Source organism: Mesorhizobium sp. B3-2-1, from assembly GCF_006439515.1.
In the GTDB taxonomy this organism is placed as follows: Bacteria; Pseudomonadota; Alphaproteobacteria; order Rhizobiales; family Rhizobiaceae; genus Mesorhizobium.
In genome coordinates this window covers 51,368-71,988 of record NZ_VFTI01000021.1, presented here as the reverse complement: position 1 = coordinate 71,988, position 20,621 = coordinate 51,368, and the positions used below count along the sequence as shown (strand labels likewise).

Here is a 20,621-nt window from a genome sequence, read left to right as displayed (position 1 = left end):
CAGCGGGTGAAGTCAGGGGAACGACCAGATATGTCATGGCGATCTTTGACAATTCGGCAGGGCGGCCCGTCGTGAAGTACGACGAGATTCTTGCAATGCCCGCCCCTGGCTAGTGCCTAACAATGTAGCGTCGTTAGAGTGTTTGAATTCGGCCAACCACTACTCGAAGGGGAATACAGGCATGGGACTCTTTGTCGAATATAAAGAGGGATACGAGCGGAACTGGGAGAGGCTGGAAATCCGATCCAACCGAGCTACCGTAGTCAAAAAGGAAGCCAAACGCATTCTGGACGGCAAAGCCACTTATGCTCAGATCGAGAGCCGGACAGGTGTTCCATGGTGGTTTGTCGGACTCTGTCACTATCGTGAGTCTTCGTTAAACTTCGGCACTTATCTCGGCAATGGCCAGCCTCTCGGCCAGCGCACCACCATTGTTCCCAAAGGCCGTGGACCATTCACCGGACCGAACGCTTTTGTCGATGGGGCCCTGGACGCTTTGCGCCTGGAGGGCTTTGTCGGTGCTAGCGACTGGGGGATTGCGCGAACTCTGTTCAGGCTTGAGGGATTCAATGGATATGGCTATCACGGAAAAGGTGTGAATTCTCCTTACCTTTATGGTGGCTCAAGCTTGTACGGGCCGCCCGAGGCGCGAGGCGGCAAGTATGTCCAAGACCATATTTTCGATTCTAATTTTGTGGACACGCAGCTCGGTACGGCAGTGATTTTGAAGGCTCTCCTCGGCCTTGACTCAACAATCAGTATCGATTCGAACGGTACTCCCCCGAGCTTGGAGGCAGATGATCAGATGGCAAAGGATGTTATCTGGCTTCAGCATTCATTGAACGCTCTCGGAGCAGACCCGAAGCTGGTCGAAGACGGGAGGAGCGGTCGTCTAACCAGGACGGCTCTGTCGCATTTCCAGCAACTAAACGGACTGGACGATACAGGATTGGCAGATCGTGTCACGATCGCGGCCATCGATCGGCAGCTGCAGCCCAGCTCAGATGTTGCTGCAAGCGACATTCGCGGGAAGCTCGATGCTCTGCAGGCCGCTATTCGCTCGTTGACTGAAAGATCGGATATGGTGCCTTCACCGGCGGGCGCAAATACTGCCGGCTTGAACGTTGGCCTCTCAGACATTGTCAGTGTATTGGGAGGTGCAGTTCAGCGCGTAGCGAACACCGTCCCGCCAGTTGACCAGGGCGGCAGTCGGGAAGAGCGCTTGCGAAGGGCCATTGATTTGGTCTCGGCCATCTTGCTCCCCGGCCAAGCCAAGGATGCACCTCTAGGTCCAGTGAACGGTGCGCTCGGTCAGACGATCGGGAATCTGCTCGACGGAAAGAAATCGGCGATTGGTATCGGGGGGGCGATCATCACGCAGCTGCTTTCCAAATTGGCGACTTCGACTGTGCCGGGTGTTCCGGCTGTCGAGCCTGCTCTGACTGGGGTAGCCACTGCACTGTCGAGTATCACTCCCGCCATCGGGTTAAGCCCTTTCGCAATGCCGTTGTTTCTTGGACTTGCAGCCTGGGGCTTCCTTGGGAAACTTGAAAAGTGGAACCAAGGAGCGTCCACGCCCCCATTAAATTGGCCTGCATGAATGGGCGGCCTACAAAGTTAGAGTGGCTCGGGTAGATGTTCCGGGGAGTTGCGCAGCAGGTGGTTGGGTTGTCCTGTTAAAGCAGCAAAGCCGAATCGAGCGCGAGGGTCTCTGCAAGACAGCCTGCTTCTTTACTCGCTTATTCACGATGGCACGGCAGTAGAAGTCCAATACGAGACAAATGCCAAGAGGTGTGTTGTGGCTCAGGCTGATACCGCAAATGACCAAGCGGATCTTTACAATTGGTTGGGTGCCAAGACGAGAAATTTTGTTCGTTGGTGGCGAAGGTTTGATGGCTTTGTGAACCAGCCATTGCCGACGGGCCGAGCGTGGTATTGGAGCTGGATCGCTCCAGACGGGTACGCTTGGTTTGTGCCAGGCATGTCTGCCATGCTGATCGTGGTAATGGCGCTTGGCTGCCCGACGTTCCGGTTTGTACCCGCGACCATCGAGCTGTTGATATTCGGACTTGTGCTGCTGCTCGCGCTACATATTGGCGCATGGTTGCAGCCATGGATCCAGCGATACCTTCTTGCTGGGCAGCTTGCGATACTGGGTGTCTTGATCACCCCAATGCTTCTCTTCGCTCAACCGGAAACCTACGATGATCATTCAGGATCGCTACGGTTGCACATTGGCGTCGCGATTATCATCATCTTGTCGATCGCACTTGGCATAGCCTGGTGTATAGCCGTGCGATTGTTCAACCCCGTCGGACGAAGTGAACTTGCGCGGGCTCTTCCCACAGTCGACCTGTTTCCACCAACGAATCGCTATGATTTTATGGGCACAAGCCCTCTCGCTGCGCTGCTTTCTGCCTGGTTTATTGTGCCGGTCCGCCACCCAGTCGAGCTTCTGTTGCCTGGATCGCTTTTGGTACTCTTTGCGCCAGATCGGTTTCTCCCGTGGGTGTTTGTCACTATGGGCCTTCTATCTTGGATAGGGCTCTTCCTTGGTGTGCTTTTTGAAAGATTGATGGAGATTCTCAAGACGGTCGGTCGTCTCTTCTTCGTGGGCCCCCAGTTTGCCATTAGCTTGCTAGTCATTGTCATTGCCCTGGCACGCCTAAACGACGTTCACTACGTCACCTATCTGTTCAACGCTGGCAGCACCGGATACGGCAACACCAAAATCATGGGCTATCTCGCGCTTTCCTATTTGGCGGCTTGGTACTATGCCTTCTGGTGCGATCAGTTCGCAGCACGGAGGGTCATCCGCCTACTCGGCGGAAGTGTAGCCGTCGGTCCGCCCTTTGAGGTGCGATACAACTATGTCGGCAAACAGCATCTTAGCCCGATTAAGTCGGACGGCCGCCTCATAGCACTGCATGGGGCAGGACGGTTGAAAATTCAGGGCGAGTATGAAGAGGGATACGAAGCCCAGGGAGCAGCGCTGCAGTTCCAGACTCCATCGGAACTGCTAGCGACTTTTCGCCAGCAGATCGAACAAATGCCGGAAACAAAGAACGTGTTTCCCGACCCGCTGCCAAGCGTGCGCGACTTTCAACGTTCTGCGCTTGTCTTTCCTGTAATCACAAGTGCGCTTGCCTTTATTTTGATAACTGGGCCGTCTTTGCTATCGTTCCTTTACGCGGTTCAGCCGCCCGAATTGGAAATTCATCGGACCACGGCCAGGAACCTTGACCCCGCAAGCTTGTTGGCGTCTGAGACTGCGCAAACAGGCGCCTGCCCGCCTTTGGGCCCAAGCGATGCCAGAATTGCCGTGGCCGCTTCTGGCGGTGGCACTCGCGCCGCCATCTACACGGCGTCAGTCCTTCACGGTCTCGCGCAAGAAGGCAAGATCTGCAATGTGGTCCTCGTGAGTGGTGTGTCAGGCGGAAGTGCCGCTCTAGCCTACTTTGCTTTGCATGAGCGCGAATTGCGGCGACCTGGTGATCCGGACAACGACGCCTGGGGGCATTTTTCGAAGGTTATGGCAGATCCCTTCATCGAGGACGTTCTCGAACGAGCAGGTGATCTGCGGACAACCTTTGGACGGCGAAGCTGGCAGCCGGCTGTATGCGGTGAGTATCCCCAGAAAGATGAAGAAGTCCACGGGTGGATGCCAGCGCGAACCCGTTTGGGCAGCATCCTTGCAGAGTCCTTCGTCTGCAACATGGGTACGGGAGTGATGGGCTCCCCTTATTTTGGCCTGATGCTTAATGCGTCGTTGTTAGGCTCGTTTGAAGCAATGCCATCGTGTGACGACAAGAATCTTTCACTTTCAGAATTGGTCTCAAGCTGTCCAAAACTGCGTGACGGTGGCGTAGCAGGCGGGCGGCTGGTGCTGACAAACCTGAAGGCCCCAACGCACGGGGCGGCAGCGAATGAACCAGCCGCCATGCAAATTATCCCTATCGATGACGTAAACCTCTCGATCGCCCGCGCCGCCGCACTTAGTTCAAATTTTCCCCCGGTCTTCTCTGACGCAGCCATCGATGTATTGCCCGATGAAAAAGACTCCGGCCGACAACGTTATTGGGTCACCGACGGCGGCGCCGTTGAGAACCGCGGTGCAATGACACTTTACCTCTTTGTTCGAGACGCCCTGAAGTCACTGGACAGGTCCGTTCATCTGGCACCGCTACGTATCGTCATCGCCGACGTGTCGGCTTCGGCAGGAGGCTACGCTGAGAGCTTTGGGTTTAATTCCGTATTGCAAGCGGGTGGACAACTCGGCCTAGGCATGGAAGGCGAAGTGTTCTCCGACATACACGATATCTATTGCGAGCACGGATCGAGCGCCACCGTGCATGAGATCGATATGCCTCGGGTGTTGCGCGACGCGATCGGCACGCATTGGCTGCTGCCGGGGTCGCTCACCTTCACTGAGCCGGAGCAGCAAGCCGTCACGCTGTATTCGGCTGACGTCAAAAAGCTTGTCCTCGCTTTGTTCAGCAAGGGCGAGCCAAGTTTCGACGACAAGAATGCAAACACTGTTTTCACCTGGCTAAAAGATTCCGCATCGAAGGACCACACTTTGGAGACGAGTTGGAACGAGCTTGTCGCGGTGCTCTCGAATTCCAGGGCGACCCCCAATGACTGTGTCGATCGCAGCAAAGGCGGCGCCTCCTTTGTCCAGTGACGATCACTTGGAGTGCCGAAGGCGACCGACGTTGAGTTGGCAAAGCGAGCCCAAACTGAACGGGACGGGAATTTTTAGGCTCGTCCTTGTTATGCGTTGTCCGACATGTCCTGTGTACTTGGTAGGAGATCGATGTGACCCGTATCTTATTAATCAACGTCCTTGCGCTTGTCCTCCTCACTGCTCTGCAGGCAGCGGCAGTCCCCGGCGGCGAAAGCGATTTCAATAATTGCCAAAGAACGGGGGCTTGCTGACGATGACCGAGCAGGCCCCGCTTCCGCACGAGCACGTTACCCTGAACTCGATTCTACGTTCCTGGTATAGGACGCTGTCTCGTTTCGCCAAGCTCGCTAGTTCTGCAGCAGCGGCTATCGCCGTCGCTGGCTTTTTGGTCGCGGTGGCTAACTTCGCGCTTGGTATTTCGTTATTCCAGAATCCTAGCGAACGTTATCGGGCGGAACTGACAAAGGCAGCGCCCATTGTCGACGCATCATACTCGCTATTAGCGAGACCAGGCGTGACGGAAAGCCTTCTTCGCATTCCGGATATTCCACAGCGGCGTGCTGCTATGGAGGCGATTTTCACTAAGTACATCGTTGATAAGCACTTGGAAGGAAGCCTTGAACAGGCGGTCGACACCTACGATCTTATTGTCAGATGTGAGACGAGTTGGTTCTGCCATATCGATGACTACCAAGCGCTCAAAGATCAGATGATAAACGTGTGGTTCTCATACGCTGGGAAGATTAGGCAGATGCGCGGCGCCGCGACCGGCTCAGACTTCGGAGTGCTTTTGGAGCAGGAGGCGCAACGCCTGAGGGATGAGCAGAAGGCCAAAGTCGGCTGAACTGTCCCTTCCACGATGACCGCCGATAAGGCCGACTATGGTAGCAGCATACGTCCGGTTCAGATGGTGGCGCGGTCTGCTTGGTTATAGCAACGACATCGAGAGGAGGAAGCGTGTGTCAGCAACGTCGTAGTCTTTTGCGCCAACTATCCGTATTGCTGGTCCTGGTTGTCGGTATTGTCTTGGACCAACGCGCAGTCGCGTCGGCTGGCGCGCCGCCGAAGTACGATCACATTGTAGTCGTCGTGATGGAGAACCATTCCTTTGATCAGATCGTGCGGCCGGGCGCGGCTCCCTATCTGCAAAAATTGGCGGAGAATGGCGCGCTGTTCGGTAATTCGCATGGCGTCGCTCATCCCAGCCAACCCAACTACCTTGCGCTGTTCAGTGGTTCGACCCATGGCATACGTGACGATGGCTTTCACGAAATCGCCGCGCCTAACCTTGCCGCCCGACTTCACGCTGCCGGCAAAACGTTCTCGGGCTACGCCGAGGCGGGATCTCCGCGCAAACACAATCCATGGGAATCCTTCACCGATGCCAAGCGGGCCGGAAAATCGCTGACAGAATTTCCGCGTGACTTTACACGGTTGTCGGCGGTTAGCTTCGTCATCCCCAACCTGGCCAACGACATGCATGACGGCACCATAGTGCAGGGCGATTCTTGGCTGAAGGCCCATCTGGGCACCTATGCCAACTGGTCGCGCAGTCACAACAGCTTATTGATCGTCACCTTTGATGAGGACGACTACCGTCTTGAGAACCGCATAGTCACGGTGTTCTACGGCGCCGGTGTCAAGCCCGGCCGTTATGCTGAGAGAATAGACCACTACACATTGCTGAGAACCATCGAGGATGTCGAGAGCACGGCGCCGCTAGGCTCCACAGTCGTCAGAACCGCGATCGGTAGCATCTGGCAAAGAAAGTAGAATTTTTGGCTCCCTGTCAGCCCTTCTAAGCAAGCGCTCTACTTGGCCCAGTCGGAGATTTTTCCACAATATCCGCGAGGTCTGTCGTTGACACCAGCTTCTCTCCTCCCAGAAATCAAACGCTGCTATGCGCTGGGATGAAAGCCCTAAGGGCCGAGACAGCGAAGCGGCTCGGTTCAACGAGCCAGTTTCCTCTAGGCAGCGCGACCAGAGTCGATGCTCAGCCATTTTTGCCGTACTACACTTGCTGTATCCGAAGATCTGGTTCGAACATGGCTGAAGCTGATCCATTTGAGAATGACCCCTTCTTCAAATCTGTCGGCGATCCCGATTGGAACGCGTGCATCGGGCGACAAGGCGAAGAAGAGAATTACGTTGATGGTTACATAGAGGCTGCAATCGAGCTGGCGGATGCAGTTATAGAGAAGCAGCTGTTCGGTAAGCGCGATACTCTTGTGTTGCCTATTCTCTATAACGCGCGGCACGCCATCGAACTGAGTTTGAAGTTCGCGACTGACCGTTTAGTCGAAGCCCATGTTGTCAACGGCAACGGACGGAAACGCGACCACGACATTAAGGCTCATTGGGACCGTTTGAGTGACGCTTCTATTGGCGACGAGAAGCTTGCCAAGACAATAGCGGCGCTGGAACCTTTTATAGCGAGCCTTTCGCGGATCGATTCCGATGGGCAGGAGCTGCGGTACCACCGCAATCGAGACAACGATCCGAGCTTGTCGGCTTACACGCTTGCCAACCTGGAACTCATACGGGCGAGTTTGCGCATATTGCAGCGGCTTATTGCCGATCTCCAATACCGGACAGTGGATTTCCTCAGCGAACGAGCGACGGGCTCCCATACGACTCATTGTTCGCGGAGCGACTTACTGGCGATCGCAGGGCTGATGCCACCGCGAGACCAGTGGAACACCGAGCAATTTGATCTTCAGAAGGCGGTCATCCGGGAGCGCTTTGGCCTTGGGAACCGCCAGTTGTCTCTGGCACTCGACAAGGTTCAAGAAAACCGGGAGATGGCCGCAATCTTAGGCATTGAGACCTCGCTGCTGCATCTGTCCGACGAGGACATCGTGGGGATCGTCGCCGACTGGCGCCGCGTGCATCCTAAACGAGAAACCTCGGCCGATAGCTTGGGCCTGGATTATTTTAGGGCGGGAAGGTTCGAGGAGATGCGAGAACATTTAGTCATCCTTGCCGATGTCGTGGGGACATTGGCTGAACGGTTGTCCGCAGAGAAACTGGCTGACCTGGAAGCCGCGTTCTATGTCGGCCGTGACCGGATTCCCTGCGAGTACTATGAGGCAAGCGTCGTGCGAAAACTCAGGGAGCACGCGGTGGCGAACAATCCGCGGGACGAAGTCCGACACCTCGTGGTGAAGACCAATCTTCTGCAATGCTTGACTATTGCTGCAACAAAGCTAGGCCGCGTTACGCTTGCGAAGCGGCTATCGGAGTTCTGAGCCGAGTGTCTATTCTACCGTTGAGATGCGCATCAACTCAGTTCCAGCTTCGCTAAGAACTCGTCCCACTCGCGCTTAGACATTGAGGTTTCGAGTTGCTCGACGGGTTCGCCCGCAAGAATGCGGCGTAGTGCCTTGAGCGCCTCGGCGGAAAATGTCGCAGCTTCCAGTCGATGCTCGCGAAACGCTTCGTAGGTGAGCGGGACCCATTTTTTCAGGATGTCCAAAATTACCTCCGCGTACACTCTGATCTCATATTGCGCGCGCGGATCGGCGCGAAGCCGGAGAAAGTTCATGAGGTTGTGCAGGTCGGTCTTCCAGTACCACTGGGTATAGAAATTGAGCGAGAGATTCATCCGAGCAAGCTCTCGTGCTAGCCCTTGTCGATCGTCGCGAATCTGCTGGCCGCGGTCATCTTGGTTCAGCAGATCGAGATAGTGATCGTAGTTGCGTAGCGCATCGTCTGTGAGAATTTGCAGCACTCGCTCTGCCTCAGCAGTTCCAACAACTTCTCCGCGACCTTGGCGATTTTGCATCGATTGTGCTGACAGATGTTCCGGGGCTGGAATGTAGAATTCGCGATCGACAATGGAATAGCGGGCCGAATATTCATTGACGTTCGACATCCGATGTCGGATCCACTGGCGTGCGACGAAGATCGGCAACTTTACGTGGAACTTTATTTCCGCCATTTCGAACGGCGTGGTATGCCAGTGGCGAAGCAGATAGTGGATCAAAGCCCGATCTTCAGAGACTTTTTTCGTGCCCCGGCCATAGGATACACGGGCCGCCTGCACGACGGCACCATCGTCGCCCATATAGTCGATAACACGTACGAAACCGTGGTCGAGAACCGGAATGGCTTGATAGAGGATTTCCTCAAGACCCTCGGATACGATGCGGCGTGTCGCCCTCGAGGCAGCGCGCGCCTCCTTGATCTCGATCGACTGCTCTTTCGTTAGATTGGTCATCGTGTCTCCAAGCTCGGGCTACCTGCCTACCGTTATGAGAAAAATCGAAAGGCTTGCCGCTCTTCATTGGCTCCAGAACGAGGCGGGATCGAAGCGGTCGTTGATGCGATAGAAATAGATCTTCCCAGAAGCCTTCACCTCATTCACGACATACGTGGTTGGAGTCCGGCACACGACCTGAATCTGGTCATCGGCGAGCGCCGCAAGCGCGAATGCGACAGCGTGAGTCTTGGGGCCGATTGCAAAGCAAGTGGTGCCGGCCGAACGGTTTTGAAGGACGCTAAGGGCGACGGCGGCAATTTCGTGGAGCTCGAATTGCTCCTGCCTGACGCCAGGAAAAGCCGTCAGTTGCTGAAGCGCCGGCCGCTCCCTGTCGATCACCGACGAAGGCAATCTGCGATGCCCTTCAGTAATGTGATACAGGACCAAGCCGTTGGGCTCAAAACGGTCGACGATGGGACTTGCCTGCGTGAGCTCGGCACCAACGGAAATATAGAGATTTCTCCGATCCGGTACGTAGTCTTCGGACTCCAGATAGGGAATTTGCGACGTCGCCCATTCGCCTTCCGAGATCAGCCCAAGCGGCTTGCCAGCGACATCGATTTGTGCGGCCCGCATCTCGTACTTCTCAGCCTCCGCATAAACCAGATCAATAGAGGTGAACAGTTCGCGCCGGAATCCCAATCCGAGCAGAAAAAGCAAATATCGCTTTGGAATGCACGTCATGTCCATCAGCACGCGAAGAGCGTGACCTTTCTTGCGCGCGACCCCGAAAACTTCCTGCTCTAGCTTCTCGGCGTTGTCCGTAAATTGTGCGGACCGATCCAGATCCAGAATCCGGCAGTCGGAAATTGCGCCCTCAATCGTGGCGCGATTGCCGCTCTTGCGGGTCTCCATTTCGGGATCAGAGGATGCGAAATGGATAATCAAGCTCTCGTCGCTGCGCCCTGTGAGAAGGGAGCTACAGGCGTAGCAGCGGCTCTCCCAGCTGACAGCAGCAATAACGAGATCATATTGTTCGCGCAGGATCCTGCAATCTTTGAGGATCGTCTGCGATATGCTGAGCGTCCCGATCGCCGTCTCGTCAATCATCGAAACTCGGAACCTCGTGAAGGAGGGGGAGCGTCAGCTGTGAGCTCGAATTCGGTCGCCGCGCGAACTGCTTTGCCCAATCATCCGCATCGACCTCAGGTGAGCCGATGCAGATCTGGTAGAGGATGTCCTCGGTCAGTTTCACAGGTTCGTAAGCGCCGCGGTAGGAGAACATGAAGCGAGGCGCGAAGCGTCGATGCAGCCGGAAACCGGAGATCTTCGAAGCTCCATCATCCTCTCCGGAATTTGCACTCCGCTTTGATGTCGTGGCGCGCAAATACCCTGACAGTTCGGCGCGATGGATGATCTGGTTAATAAGCTCGATCTGGGTGGCGTTTGCCAGATAGCTACGAGCTGGGTCGATGAAGAAAAGGCCGCGTTCGGCCGTTGCCAGCGACGAAGGGTCCTCGAAATTCGCCTGGAGATGGTGTGTCAGGCGCCCAAGAACGGTGATGAACCGCATCACTGCTTCGGCATTGGAATCGGTGAGTATCCCGATACCGTCAAAGAAGGCCTCGCTGGAGGCGTAAATGCCATCCGTCTGGGTCTGGGCGGCGATCTTCGTTCTCGAGCGAGCAAACTTCTCCAGGATTTCTTCGGCTGAAAGCGTGCTGCGGTCCTTCGAAAAGCGGTCGAAAATTTCGGCCATAATTTCCAAAAAATCGCGGATCGACCCGTCGGCTAGCGACGTGATCACACTCACGCCGGACATCGGCAGTCTGCGGAATCCGAGCCGATTTGCGATATGGAGCATTGCACCGACACTCTTTCGCCGCATCCAAGCTTGTTGGCTTTTGGCTTTCATCGCCTTTGCGTTCTTTGCGATCCTACCGAAGTCCTCAGGGCGCGAGATCGGCGAGAAATTCTCCTTTTGACCAGTCCAATGCCAAAGCACATAGGCCTGATAATAGGGGAGAGCTCCAGCTGGAGTACGATCAAGCCCATATTGCGCGAGATCTAGGCCAACAAGGAACTCGGCAGCTTCGCGAAGCTGCCGTGCAAGCGGGCTAGTCGAGCGCGAAACTATCGTGTCTATTATGTCGTTCACTACTGCCGTGCCAAGCCGGGCCTTTAGCGAGAAATAGCGCTCGACCTCAGAACCTGTCACCGACGGGCGTCGATCTCGCCTCAAAGAGAAATACACCCGCAGGCTGGCTACCGCCTCGCAGAGCGCCTGGAATTCTGGGCGGTCTCTGTCGTCAAGCGATACGACACGGCGATCAGCGTCGGTCAAAGGCTGTTCATCAATGAAAGTCTCACCAGCCTCGACCGCTTCGCCCACCGAGCAAATGACCCAAGAGATCGGGAACCTGCTTTTCCGCACGAGCGTATTGACCGATTTTCTCTGAAGCGGACTCATCACCTCGCAATCGTCGAGGCAAAACTTAAAACCGAGCCTCTGGCCGGAGGTAAGTTTGCTGTGGGCTATGGAGTTGGATAGACGCTCTATCACGAAAGAAAGCAGTTCATTTGGTTCGCAAGTCGGAAGCTTATCCACTAGATTTTTGACGTAACCGCGACCGCAGGCCTCGTTCATTCGCCTCACCATACTACGAAGCGCCCGTGAAAGATCTACGAACGTCTTAGGTGGCTGCTCAGTGAACGACAATATTTCTGGAAATTCCGCCGTCGTGCTTGCAACAATTGAAAGCTCGGCGCCAGCCGACAGCGTCAGAACGCCCTCAACGCGTAAAGTATGGGCCGCAGAAAGTGCCTTCTCAATGGCAATTAACTCGACCGCGAGGGAATAGAAGCGGAAAAACTCGTAGTCAGGACGCGGCGAATCGGGAAATATCTCAGACCAGCGCATATAGCCCATCGATCCCGAGACATGGTCCGGCAGGCGTATATAGACGCCTATGTGGTTGAAGTCGGAAATGGTCTTCTGGATTCGAAGGGAAGGATTGGAGAACAGATCCTCCCAGCAAATGCTCTTAAGAAGCGTCGTCTTGCCACTGCCTCTACTTCCATAAACGAATACCGATTTGTCGGCAGCCAAGTGCCCCGCAGTCGGCGTAAACCATATCAGGGGTGAGCCGGAACTCTCGTGCTCCCACCGCGTCGGCCGGAAAGGGTTCGCAACAGCTGCCACCTACTTCTCCGCTCTCAAGATCCAGTGCGTCGGCGAAAGATCGTAGTTGTCGATTGTAATACTACCTTCCGCCTGCAGTTGCTCGATTATAATAGTCAACCGCCGTTCATCCAAATCACTGCCACTCAGGAATTGTTTTGTTAATTCCGGCCAATATATCTGACCCGCTTCCAAAATCTTTCCATAGATAATTCCGGTGTTGCGATCTGAGCTGCGCTTACGACCATTATTTAGGGCGATTGATATAGTGGTCTCGCGCTTCAAGATCCCTGATTTGTCGACTCTGTAGGGGGTGATGTGACAGGCGAGCGGAACCGTGTTTTCGCCGAATAGAATATCGACCAAGTTAAAACCCTTCGGAATGTCAGGGGCGCTAATCGAGACCACGGGGAAGCCACCCGGGAGCTGCAGAACCTCGACAGGATCCTCATGGATATGTCCGTGTAAATATATCACCGGCCGACCGAGCTCTCCAAGGGCGCCACGCAACGCACCACCGTTGACGAGTTCGGTATAGGGTGCGAGGCGTGGCCGCCTTTGCGGGAGCAGATTATGGTGAGCGATGAGCACGGGAATGGCGCCCCCCGATAGGCTTTCCATTTTCGTCACGACGCTCTCGATCGTTTCCTCGGAGATCGCTGGAGTGTCCAACTGGCGATCGTAGTAAGCCCGTATCGCGGAGGCCGACTGCGGGCCGTCCATTACTGTCTGAATGGCCTTCGCAATTTGGATGCGAAATTCGGGCGGAATGTAGCTTTCTTCTCCGCAGCCCCAGCAACTGTTGATAAGAAAGAGCTCTATGCGAGCATTCTCTTTTTCCAGCGATCGATGCATCGCCTTGTTGATCGGCAAGGCCGGCAGACCCGCCCCAATAAGGGCTTCCACCAAGGGCGTGAACTTGGTGCTCATGCCGGGCTTGAGGGCGAGAGATCGGTTAATGTCGTGGTTTCCGGGAACGATCCCGACCGGGATATCGCGAAAAAGACCCTTTGACCCGATTTGCAGCGCACTGGCGATATAGTTTGCGCAGGCCGCATAACCATCAAGCTTACCATAGTCGGTCAAGTCGCCCATGAAGAGAACGGCGTCGACACCCTGGTCCTTGATGATCTCAAAGATGCGTCGGAATACGGTCTTTATCGGGCTGCGCGATATGATGTTCTTAAGGTTCAGCGGAAATGTGGTGTCCTTATCGTCCACGAAGGCTTTATTGCCAGCGTTGGAAACTAAATGCACGTCGCCGATCTGCAGAAGCCGAATTTTTGGTAGCACTTTATACCCTCTCCCGAAGAATGCAGTAGCGTTCTTGTCGGTGAGTTGCAACGTCAGGACGAGACCTGGAACTTCTTTCAATGCAAAAGGCGACCGCGTTTGCAGTTGTGGGGTGAAGGTATATGCAGCTTCGCCTCTGCTTCGCGTCGAGCATCGTCAACGTACCGAGCGAAAACACTCCAAACGTGTGCTGCCGTTACCGAGTTTGGTGCCGTCTTAATGAGGCTTGGGAGGAGGCAACCCGGTGTGAATTTCCTGAATGTTCGCCTTTTGTGCCTCGAAAGTCGCATAATTGGCAGTCTGGAACTGCGGCTGCTTCCGTCTCATATCACCGACGCGATACCGACCTTGATCAGGACTGGTTCTGTCGTCTCGCCGAGCGTTATGAGGTCGGATATGACCCCAGTTCTCCCGCATCAGACGTTCGGACGCCAATTCGGCAAGGTCGCGATCCGTATCAATTGATGCGATGGAAGACGTGCAACTGACTTTCGGAGGTCAGAAGTTCTCTTGAGCTGCTTCGTGCGACAGAGACGCGATCGAACTGACCACGTGACTCGCCATCGACGTAGGGAATGCCCTGAGCCGGGCAGGGGCCCTTAGCGAGGCTTACAAGAACGATACCGGCGCGCCGGTGCCGTTCAAGGCGATTCCGTCCGTGCCCAACTTCGAACTTTGACAGCTGTTGCATTTCCGTGCCGTGTTGGCGCCGATCCATCGCGCTGAACTCTGTGCTGAGCTCCAAACGCCCGGCGTCTATCCCACCTACGCCAAGAACATCACCACCGCCTACGACGACACCAAGGCCGGGATCGCGGAAGATGACGCGTGCCGTTCACCTGCGGGCTTGTTCGAGCCGTCTAACGGCACCGATCCGTATACCGGCGTCGACATTCTCGCCGGGATCGTTTGGCGTCATGCCGTCCACGTCGATCAAGAGAACGGAATACGGCCCGGCCTGACGTTCGAGGGCGACATCCACGCCGGCTACGGCATGAAGGTCGGTTCAAGGATCCCGACGGGAACATCCTGACCCTGGTGGGCAATAGCGTCGCCCCGGACGCAGGCAGGCCACATCATGCGGCCACCCGCGTGGCGAGGTAGGTCAGCGCCGAAATCGCCGCTGTCGCCGGCAGGGTGATGACCCACGCCACTACGATGTTGCCGGCTATGCCCCAGCGTACGGCCGAGACGCGGCGGGCGGCGCCGACGCCGATGATGGCGCCGGTGATGGTGTGCGTTGTCGATACCGGAACGCCGAGCCAGGTGGCGGCAAAAAGCGTGATCGCACCGCCGGTCTCGGCGCAGAAACCCTGCATCGGGTTCAGCCGGGTGATCTTTGAGCCCATGGTGTGGACGATGCGCCAGCCGCCGAACAGCGTGCCCAGCGCCAGGGCCGACTGGCAGGTAATGACCACCCAGACCGGTACATAGAAGGTCTGGCCGATCACACCTTGCGAATAGAGCAGCGCGGCGATGATGCCCATAGTCTTCTGCGCGTCATTGCCGCCATGTCCCAGCGAATAGAGCGACGCGGAAAAGAACTGCAGCACGCGAAACGTATTGTCGACGGCGAACGGCGTCTGGCGCACGAACAGCCAGGAGACGACGAGAACGAGGATGAGCGCGAGAACAAATCCGCTCGCCGGCGAGAGCACGATGGCCGCGACCGTCTTGCCGAGCCCCGACCAGACGATGGCGCCGGTCCCGGCCTTGGCGACACCAGCGCCGACCAGCCCGCCGATCAGCGCGTGCGAACTGCTCGACGGAATGCCGGCGATCCAGGTGACGATGTTCCAGACGATGGCGCCGACAAGCGCCGCGAAGATGACCGCCGGCGTGACGATGCTGACATCGACAATGCCCTTGCCCACGGTCTCGGCGACATGCAGGCCGAAGACCGTAAAGGCGATGAAGTTGAAGAAAGCCGCCCAAAACACCGCGTAATGCGGTTTGAGCACTCGGGTGGAAACGATGGTCGCGATTGAATTCGCGGCATCGTGCAGGCCGTTGAGGAAATCGAAGAACAGCGCAACGGCAACAAGGCCGACCAGCAGGGGAAAAGCGATCGTGGCGTCCATCGCCTAAACGTTCTCGATCACGATGCCGCTGATCTCGTTGGCGACGTCCTCGAACCGGTCGACCACTTTCTCCAGCTGGCCATAAATCTCCGAGCCGATCAGATAAGCCATAGCATCGCCGCGGCCGCGCTTGAACAGGTCCTTCAGGCCCTGCTCATGCAGATCGTCGGCGCGGCCCTCGACGCGCATCACCTCCTCGGCGATGGCGTTGAGGCGCACTGCGTTTGCGCCTACCTTGGCGAGCAACGGGATGGCCTCCGCGACCAATCGAGCAGCTTGGACGATAACGCCACCCATTTCCCGCATCAGGGGGTCGAACTCCCTCACCTCGAACAATTTCACCGTCTTGACGGTCTTGTGCATCGTGTCGATGGCGTCATCCATCGACTGGATCAGGTCCTTGATGTCGCCGCGGTCGAAGGGCGTGATGAAGGAGCGCCTGACGGCAAGCAGGACCTCGGCCGTGATGCCGTCAGCCTCGTTTTCGAGATCGACGATCTTTTGGGACCATCGGTCTATGTCCCTGCCCTGGAGAAGCTGCTCAAGCGCCTCGGCGCCGCCGACCACCGTGCGCGAATGCCGTTCGAACAGCTCGAAGAAGCCATCCTCGCGCGGCAACAGTCTGCGAAACCAACCCAGCATCTTGTCCACCCAGTTTCCGCCTATCACACATAGCGCCATGCGACGCAGGATAACAGATAAGCCGGCTTAAAAATGCGGTCGAGGTTCGATTAGGGCGGTGTCTCACCGTCTGCACACTGGCGAACCAAGACGCGTATCGAAGGCGTGCCCGATCCGGTGCATGTCGGGCACGCCAACCTCACCATGCGCATGGCTAACCGCCGCTTCACGCGCCCGACCAATGCCTCTCACGAAGTTCGACGACCACGTCCACATGGACGCCATTTACAACGGTCTGGTACAACTTCATCAAATGCACAAGACGCTGAGATGACGCCGGCAATGGCGGCAAGACGCTCTGTCGATGGAAGACCATTGTGAGAAGACGGACGCCTTGGCACCCGAAGCACGGCCCAAAAGAAGGCTGCCTAAGCGGCGACTATCTGCCCTTGTCTTTGCGGACTATCGACAGCTTCGGCCCGTGGGCTTCCCGAATGATCTTGGCGGCTTCGTGGATGGTGATCCCGCACTTGCGGGCGTAGTAGGCCGCTTCCGCTACAAGTTCGGCTTCTACCGGCTCTTCAACGGCATGCTTGGCCTTAGGTTTCGCCTTCTTCCCCATGACGCGAATCATAGCACATTATGCGCCTTGGATGAACGACCGCTTCGGCGGGTGGTCGAACTGCAGCTTCTGAAGGGGCCTCAATTACGACACCTCTTTCGCGCGCTCCAAGGACTGGGAAGAGTTCGCCAAGGCCGGCGCGCGCCAGATGGATTTCGTGTTCACAGTCTGTGACGACGCAGCCAACGAATCCTGTCCGATTTGACCGGGTCAGCCGATGACGGCGCTTTGGGGCGCGCCCCGATCCGGCGGCGGTGGAAGGCACCGAGGGGCCGAAAAGCATCTCGCCTTTGCTGATACCTATCGAATGCTCAACAACCGGATGTCGATCTTCGTCAGCCTGCCGATGAGCAAGCTTGGCAAGCTCGCTCTGCAAAAGAGCCTGGATGAGATTGGTTACAACCTAGCCAAGGCAGGCTGAACTGATGAGCGCCGATTTGCCAGGCCTTGTGGCGGAAGCACTGGGCACTGCAATCCTCGTCGCGACTGTTGTCGGCTCGCTGGAACTGTTCGCCGGCGAGACGGGCAGCTTCTTCCTCCGGTGCTTTGAATACGGCGGCGGGCATTTCCATATAGACGCGCCGAGCCCGCCCTGGGCTATCAATTCCTGCTTTAGCTCGCCGTAGGAGTTAGCGCCCTGATACCCCGCATCTTTGAGTGCCTCGCTATTGAATCAAGTCTGGCAGGCGGCTTAAAGGCAGAAGGCGAAAGACTAATTTACACGGACGAGGTTCGAAGGAATTTTGACACCTCCTTCGCTTTAGCAGCTTTGCGCCCCCATCCGCGCGCCTTCCTTCGCCCACTTGCAGGCAATGGACTACCTACGCCGGGGATATGTCTGCCGAGGTCTCAGCGATCATCGGTACGCTCGACATCGTCTTCGGTGAAATCGACCGATAGCTGCGATCGGTCGGGATGGCATGTCCGAACCTGGCGCCTTCGGCTATGAATTCCGCCGCCGCATGAATTCCTCGGTGCCGGCCCCCGGCCGAAAACAGCGACATCGTTGCCTGCGAAACCGCTTGAGCGTCAGGACTGCCCTCCGCGAACCCATGCTCGCGGCAAACGCGATCGAAAAACCTGCTTCAGCAGTTTCATATCGTCCGCATAGGTAATGCCGCTGTCAGAAATGAAAGGGCCTTTCAAGGCTCCTCCCTTTGTCGGGGTGGAAGCACGTTCGTCGCTCACAGCCTGAAGCGTCCTTTGAATTTGCCGCCGATGGGGTGAATTTGCCGCCGATGGGGAGGTATAAGCGCCTTGTCAGGCCATGTTGTGTTCGGTCGAAGCTGAAGAACCCCCGGGGCTGCCATCCGGACTTGACGCTGAAGGCAGACCTTCACATATTTTTTCGCAGGTCGTCGCCGCTTGTTGGGACGGCCATCATCAACCGCTGGAAATCGTTCAAGAATTGGAGGTTTCTATGAGCGAGAAAACATTCGAGAGCCCCGTATTCGTGAGAGCCGCGGAAGGTCTCATTCAGGAAATAGCCTGCCTTGAGGATGCCTTCGACTTCCTTGATGAATGGCCTTCGCACCGGCGTGGCGTGATCTACGAGACTGCGAAGCGGGCGTGCTGCCGGGCCTTCGACGGCAGTGTGCCGTTGAAAGTCGCCCGCGACGCGTTCGCTGGCTTTGCCCGTTCGGTGAAAATCCTCGAGGATGTCGCCACGGCGATACCTTGGATGGCCGGCGCGAAAACGGGCCAGACCGGCGGCTTTGCCGCCTGACCGTTCGGAGGGAGGAAAAGATGCTTTCCCAACCTTTCGAAAAGCCCGTTCGCGTTTGGGTCGGGCTTGGTTTTCCGCGGCAGCTCAACTCAGTTGTCGATGCATACCAGTTCGTCACGGATTGGTGTGGCAACAGTCCTGAGCAAAAGGCGGCGATCCGCGCCTGCAAAGCTGCGCTGGCCGGCGACATCGACGCAGAGACCGCGCGCGGTATTCTCGTGCAGTTCGCCAGGAAGAAGGACATCTTGGTAGAAGACGGAATGATCCCGCCAGTCAGAACCACACAGAAACCGTTGCATGTCTAATCAGCAATCGATCTCGGGGCGACGGCCATTTGGCCGCCGCCCCGCATCGCCAGCCGAAGCGCGCTCCAATCCGTGGCGCAGCACAGTCTTCGAGATCGATATCTATCCGCCTGGCATCCCAGCCAGGATCTTTCCGGGCGGACTAAGCAGACTGCCTTTTAGGTCTTGAACGGCTAAATCGCCTAACTAAATCCTAAGATGCCGGAGGCCCATCTCGGGACCGGCATGTCGAACGGATGCAAAAAGCGTCCGACCGCAACCTTATACCCATGTTGCTCAAAGGAGGATGTGGCTATGAGAAACACTTTCGACTTCACCCCCCTGTTCCGGTCGGGCGTTGGCTTCGACCGAATGTTGAACGCGCTTGAGGCCGCGAGCCGTGTAGAGACGGTCGACAACTGGCCTCCCTACGACATCGCCAAAAATGGCGAGGACGACTACCGCATCACCATGGCGGTGGCCGGCTTCTCGCAGGATGAGTTGGACATCACGCAGGAGCAGAACATACTCATGGTGTCCGGCCAGAAGGCGGCGGAGGACAATGCCGAATACCTGCATCACGGCATTGCCGAGAGGGCCTTCCGTAGGCGTTTCGAACTGGCCGATCATGTCAAGGTCCTGAACGCCAGTCTGGTCAACGGTCTTCTGACGATCGATCTCAAGCGAGAGATTCCCGAAGAGATGAAGCCGCGCCGGATCGAGATCGGCAGCGCCAAGGCAAAGCCGAAAGCCGAGGCAAAGCAGATCGAGGCCAACAAGCAGGCCGCCTGACGCTGCCCGGTGACCCAACCGGGACAAGGCGCCGGACGGTGTGTCCGGCGCACCGGAAAGCATTGTGACCCATGAACGAACAGAAGGAGATGAACTATGAGTGTCCGTGATCTTATTCCCTGGAGCCGTGGCAATGGCGACCAGCTTCCGAGCGTCTTGCGCGACAGTGATCGCGACCCGTTCCTGTCCTTGCATCGTGAGGTTAACCGGCTGTTCGACGACGTGTTCCGTGGCTTCGATTCCAGCCTGCCGGCCTTTGGCAGGGCTTCTTCCTTCGGCGGCGGCTGGCCGAGCGTCGAGATTTCCGACGGCGAGAAGGAGGTGAAGGTGACCGCCGAGGTACCCGGTCTGGATGAGAAGGACATCGAGGTCCTGCTCGACGACGGCGTGCTGACGCTGAAGGGCGAGAAGCGTTCCCAATCGGAGGACCAGAACAGGCAGTTCTCGGAGCGGTACTACGGCCGATTCGAGCGCCGTATCCCCCTCGGTTACGAGATCGAAGAGGATAAGATCGACGCCCGCTTCAAGAACGGTGTGCTGACGGTGATGCTGCCGAAGACCGCGAAAGCGCAGTCACAGGCCAAGCGCATCGAGATCAAGCACTGAGGCGATTATGCCGGCGGCTGGCCCTAGCCGCCGCCGGCACCGTCCTTAGCTCGATCGTTGCAGGCGACCGGCTTGAAGACCTGTGCCATCAGGCAGTCGGCGTAGCGCGCGAACAGATAGCGCAGGGTAAGCGAGCGCGTCTGCACCTCCTCGAACTCACGCAGATCGGCGCGGAAGAAGGATCGGCCCAGTTGCACTTCCGCGCGCGTATAGGCCGGGAGATGGCCCTGGCTCACGAAGCCGCCGATGGCGCCGTCATGGCCGGATGGGCTCACGGGGCCCCAGATCGCAAGGGAGCTGTCACGCGATAAGGGCATGACCGTCGTCTTCGTGACAGGAAGCCTTGACCAGAGTCCGCCTGACTACGCCGGCGTGATCGGCGCATCACGAAGCCTTGGTCTCCCGAGGCGCTGGGAGCAGGTAGTGTTCCTGGTGCGCACACAGGGCGGGACAAGCCGACACCTGCAATTCTGAAATTCCAACAAATCGGCCCCAAAGGAGTAGTCACTCTCTTGAACAGAAAATAG

General features: G+C 57.0%; 20 protein-coding genes and 1 pseudogene. 13 read left to right on the top strand and 8 right to left on the bottom strand.

Annotation, left to right across the window (positions count from 1 at the left end; genetic code table 11):
- The first annotated feature begins 181 nt into the window (after nt 1-181).
- The 5 genes from FJW08_RS21270 (at nt 182) to FJW08_RS21250 (ending at nt 7,935) form a co-directional block, all read left to right on the top strand.
- Nucleotides 182-1,600, top strand: coding sequence for a peptidoglycan-binding protein (locus FJW08_RS21270; protein ID WP_140812149.1), 1,419 nt, complete (start codon nt 182-184; stop codon nt 1,598-1,600).
- A 390-nt stretch (nt 1,601-1,990) separates the two neighbouring features.
- A complete protein-coding gene (locus FJW08_RS21265; protein ID WP_246682474.1) occupies nt 1,991-4,684 on the top strand; it encodes a patatin-like phospholipase family protein in 2,694 nt (897 codons plus the stop codon).
- Between the two features lie 256 nt (nt 4,685-4,940).
- Nucleotides 4,941-5,531 carry a hypothetical protein gene (locus tag FJW08_RS21260; RefSeq protein WP_140812147.1) on the top strand — a complete coding sequence of 197 codons (591 nt, stop codon included), beginning with the start codon at nt 4,941-4,943 and terminating at the stop codon, nt 5,529-5,531.
- Between the two features lie 113 nt (nt 5,532-5,644).
- Nucleotides 5,645-6,460: an alkaline phosphatase family protein gene (locus tag FJW08_RS21255; protein ID WP_140812146.1), complete on the top strand. Its 816-nt coding sequence runs from the start codon at nt 5,645-5,647 to the stop codon at nt 6,458-6,460.
- Between the two features lie 272 nt (nt 6,461-6,732).
- The gene (locus FJW08_RS21250) at nt 6,733-7,935 is read left to right on the top strand and encodes a hypothetical protein (RefSeq protein WP_140812145.1); all 1,203 of its coding nucleotides are present in this window, start codon (nt 6,733-6,735) and stop codon (nt 7,933-7,935) included.
- A gap of 32 nt (nt 7,936-7,967) precedes the next feature.
- On the opposite strand, the gene thyX is transcribed toward FJW08_RS21250, so the two are convergent.
- The 4 genes from thyX to FJW08_RS21230 form a co-directional block, all read right to left on the bottom strand.
- On the bottom strand, nt 7,968-8,906 hold the full coding sequence (gene thyX, locus FJW08_RS21245; RefSeq protein ID WP_140812144.1) for an FAD-dependent thymidylate synthase: 939 nt from the start codon (nt 8,904-8,906) through the stop codon (nt 7,968-7,970).
- A gap of 63 nt (nt 8,907-8,969) precedes the next feature.
- Entirely contained in the window at nt 8,970-9,998 is a 1,029-nt protein-coding gene (locus FJW08_RS21240) for a hypothetical protein (protein ID WP_140812143.1), read from the bottom strand.
- Nucleotides 9,991-12,090, bottom strand: coding sequence for a hypothetical protein (locus tag FJW08_RS21235; protein WP_140812142.1), 2,100 nt, complete (start codon nt 12,088-12,090; stop codon nt 9,991-9,993). Before FJW08_RS21235 ends, FJW08_RS21240 begins: the two co-directional genes overlap by 8 nt.
- Entirely contained in the window at nt 12,091-13,443 is a 1,353-nt protein-coding gene (locus tag FJW08_RS21230) for a metallophosphoesterase (RefSeq protein ID WP_181182999.1), read from the bottom strand.
- Between the two features lie 604 nt (nt 13,444-14,047).
- On the opposite strand from FJW08_RS21230, the gene FJW08_RS32475 reads away from it, so the two are divergent.
- The gene (locus tag FJW08_RS32475; RefSeq protein ID WP_181182998.1) at nt 14,048-14,395 is read left to right on the top strand and encodes a hypothetical protein; all 348 of its coding nucleotides are present in this window, start codon (nt 14,048-14,050) and stop codon (nt 14,393-14,395) included.
- Nucleotides 14,396-14,438: 43 nt separating this feature from the next.
- Here the strand turns inward: FJW08_RS32475 and FJW08_RS21220 are convergent, their stop codons facing one another.
- From FJW08_RS21220 to FJW08_RS21210, 3 genes are all read right to left on the bottom strand, one after another.
- Nucleotides 14,439-15,443 carry an inorganic phosphate transporter gene (locus FJW08_RS21220; RefSeq protein WP_140812140.1) on the bottom strand — a complete coding sequence of 335 codons (1,005 nt, stop codon included), beginning with the start codon at nt 15,441-15,443 and terminating at the stop codon, nt 14,439-14,441.
- Nucleotides 15,444-15,446: 3 nt separating this feature from the next.
- Nucleotides 15,447-16,085 (bottom strand): DUF47 domain-containing protein, encoded by a 639-nt coding sequence (locus FJW08_RS21215; protein WP_140812186.1) that lies wholly within the window; start codon nt 16,083-16,085, stop codon nt 15,447-15,449.
- A 418-nt stretch (nt 16,086-16,503) separates the two neighbouring features.
- Nucleotides 16,504-16,686 (bottom strand): hypothetical protein, encoded by a 183-nt coding sequence (locus tag FJW08_RS21210; protein ID WP_246682473.1) that lies wholly within the window; start codon nt 16,684-16,686, stop codon nt 16,504-16,506.
- A gap of 217 nt (nt 16,687-16,903) precedes the next feature.
- Here FJW08_RS21210 and FJW08_RS33380 point away from each other — a divergent pair, with 217 nt between their 5' ends.
- From FJW08_RS33380 to FJW08_RS21175, 7 genes and pseudogenes are all read left to right on the top strand, one after another.
- A complete protein-coding gene (locus tag FJW08_RS33380) occupies nt 16,904-17,107 on the top strand; it encodes a hypothetical protein (RefSeq protein WP_181182997.1) in 204 nt (67 codons plus the stop codon).
- A 4-nt stretch (nt 17,108-17,111) separates the two neighbouring features.
- Nucleotides 17,112-17,312 (top strand): hypothetical protein, encoded by a 201-nt coding sequence (locus tag FJW08_RS21200; protein WP_140812138.1) that lies wholly within the window; start codon nt 17,112-17,114, stop codon nt 17,310-17,312.
- Between the two features lie 153 nt (nt 17,313-17,465).
- Nucleotides 17,466-17,586: pseudogene (locus tag FJW08_RS21195) on the top strand (NADH-quinone oxidoreductase subunit D); the annotation flags it as partial.
- Between the two features lie 367 nt (nt 17,587-17,953).
- Entirely contained in the window at nt 17,954-18,412 is a 459-nt protein-coding gene (locus FJW08_RS21190) for a DUF982 domain-containing protein (protein ID WP_348642692.1), read from the top strand.
- A gap of 20 nt (nt 18,413-18,432) precedes the next feature.
- Nucleotides 18,433-18,717, top strand: coding sequence for a DUF982 domain-containing protein (locus tag FJW08_RS21185; protein ID WP_140761833.1), 285 nt, complete (start codon nt 18,433-18,435; stop codon nt 18,715-18,717).
- A gap of 294 nt (nt 18,718-19,011) precedes the next feature.
- Entirely contained in the window at nt 19,012-19,488 is a 477-nt protein-coding gene (locus FJW08_RS21180; RefSeq protein WP_140758011.1) for an Hsp20 family protein, read from the top strand.
- A gap of 96 nt (nt 19,489-19,584) precedes the next feature.
- Complete coding sequence (locus FJW08_RS21175; RefSeq protein ID WP_140761839.1) at nt 19,585-20,094, top strand: Hsp20/alpha crystallin family protein; 510 nt, start codon at nt 19,585-19,587, stop codon at nt 20,092-20,094.
- Between the two features lie 23 nt (nt 20,095-20,117).
- On the opposite strand, the gene FJW08_RS21170 is transcribed toward FJW08_RS21175, so the two are convergent.
- Nucleotides 20,118-20,369 (bottom strand): hypothetical protein, encoded by a 252-nt coding sequence (locus FJW08_RS21170; protein WP_181182996.1) that lies wholly within the window; start codon nt 20,367-20,369, stop codon nt 20,118-20,120.
- Between the last annotated feature and the right edge of the window lie 252 nt (nt 20,370-20,621).

Bases quoted from the DNA above. Each gene is read 5' to 3' on its own strand.
- FJW08_RS21270 (WP_140812149.1), top strand. From the start codon at position 182: ATGGGACTCTTTGTCGAATATAAAGAGGGATACGAGCGGAACTGGGAG.
- FJW08_RS21265 (WP_246682474.1), top strand. From the start codon at position 1,991: ATGCTGATCGTGGTAATGGCGCTTGGCTGCCCGACGTTCCGGTTTGTA.
- FJW08_RS21260 (WP_140812147.1), top strand. From the start codon at position 4,941: ATGACCGAGCAGGCCCCGCTTCCGCACGAGCACGTTACCCTGAACTCG.
- FJW08_RS21250 (WP_140812145.1), top strand. From the start codon at position 6,733: ATGGCTGAAGCTGATCCATTTGAGAATGACCCCTTCTTCAAATCTGTC.
- thyX (WP_140812144.1), bottom strand. From the start codon at position 8,906: ATGACCAATCTAACGAAAGAGCAGTCGATCGAGATCAAGGAGGCGCGC.
- FJW08_RS21240 (WP_140812143.1), bottom strand. From the start codon at position 9,998: ATGATTGACGAGACGGCGATCGGGACGCTCAGCATATCGCAGACGATC.
- FJW08_RS21220 (WP_140812140.1), bottom strand. From the start codon at position 15,443: ATGGACGCCACGATCGCTTTTCCCCTGCTGGTCGGCCTTGTTGCCGTT.
- FJW08_RS21215 (WP_140812186.1), bottom strand. From the start codon at position 16,085: ATGCTGGGTTGGTTTCGCAGACTGTTGCCGCGCGAGGATGGCTTCTTC.
- FJW08_RS21210 (WP_246682473.1), bottom strand. From the start codon at position 16,686: ATGGGGAAGAAGGCGAAACCTAAGGCCAAGCATGCCGTTGAAGAGCCG.
- FJW08_RS33380 (WP_181182997.1), top strand. From the start codon at position 16,904: ATGACGGCGCTTTGGGGCGCGCCCCGATCCGGCGGCGGTGGAAGGCAC.
- FJW08_RS21200 (WP_140812138.1), top strand. From the start codon at position 17,112: ATGAGCGCCGATTTGCCAGGCCTTGTGGCGGAAGCACTGGGCACTGCA.
- FJW08_RS21190 (WP_348642692.1), top strand. From the start codon at position 17,954: ATGTTGTGTTCGGTCGAAGCTGAAGAACCCCCGGGGCTGCCATCCGGA.
- FJW08_RS21185 (WP_140761833.1), top strand. From the start codon at position 18,433: ATGCTTTCCCAACCTTTCGAAAAGCCCGTTCGCGTTTGGGTCGGGCTT.
- FJW08_RS21180 (WP_140758011.1), top strand. From the start codon at position 19,012: ATGAGAAACACTTTCGACTTCACCCCCCTGTTCCGGTCGGGCGTTGGC.
- FJW08_RS21175 (WP_140761839.1), top strand. From the start codon at position 19,585: ATGAGTGTCCGTGATCTTATTCCCTGGAGCCGTGGCAATGGCGACCAG.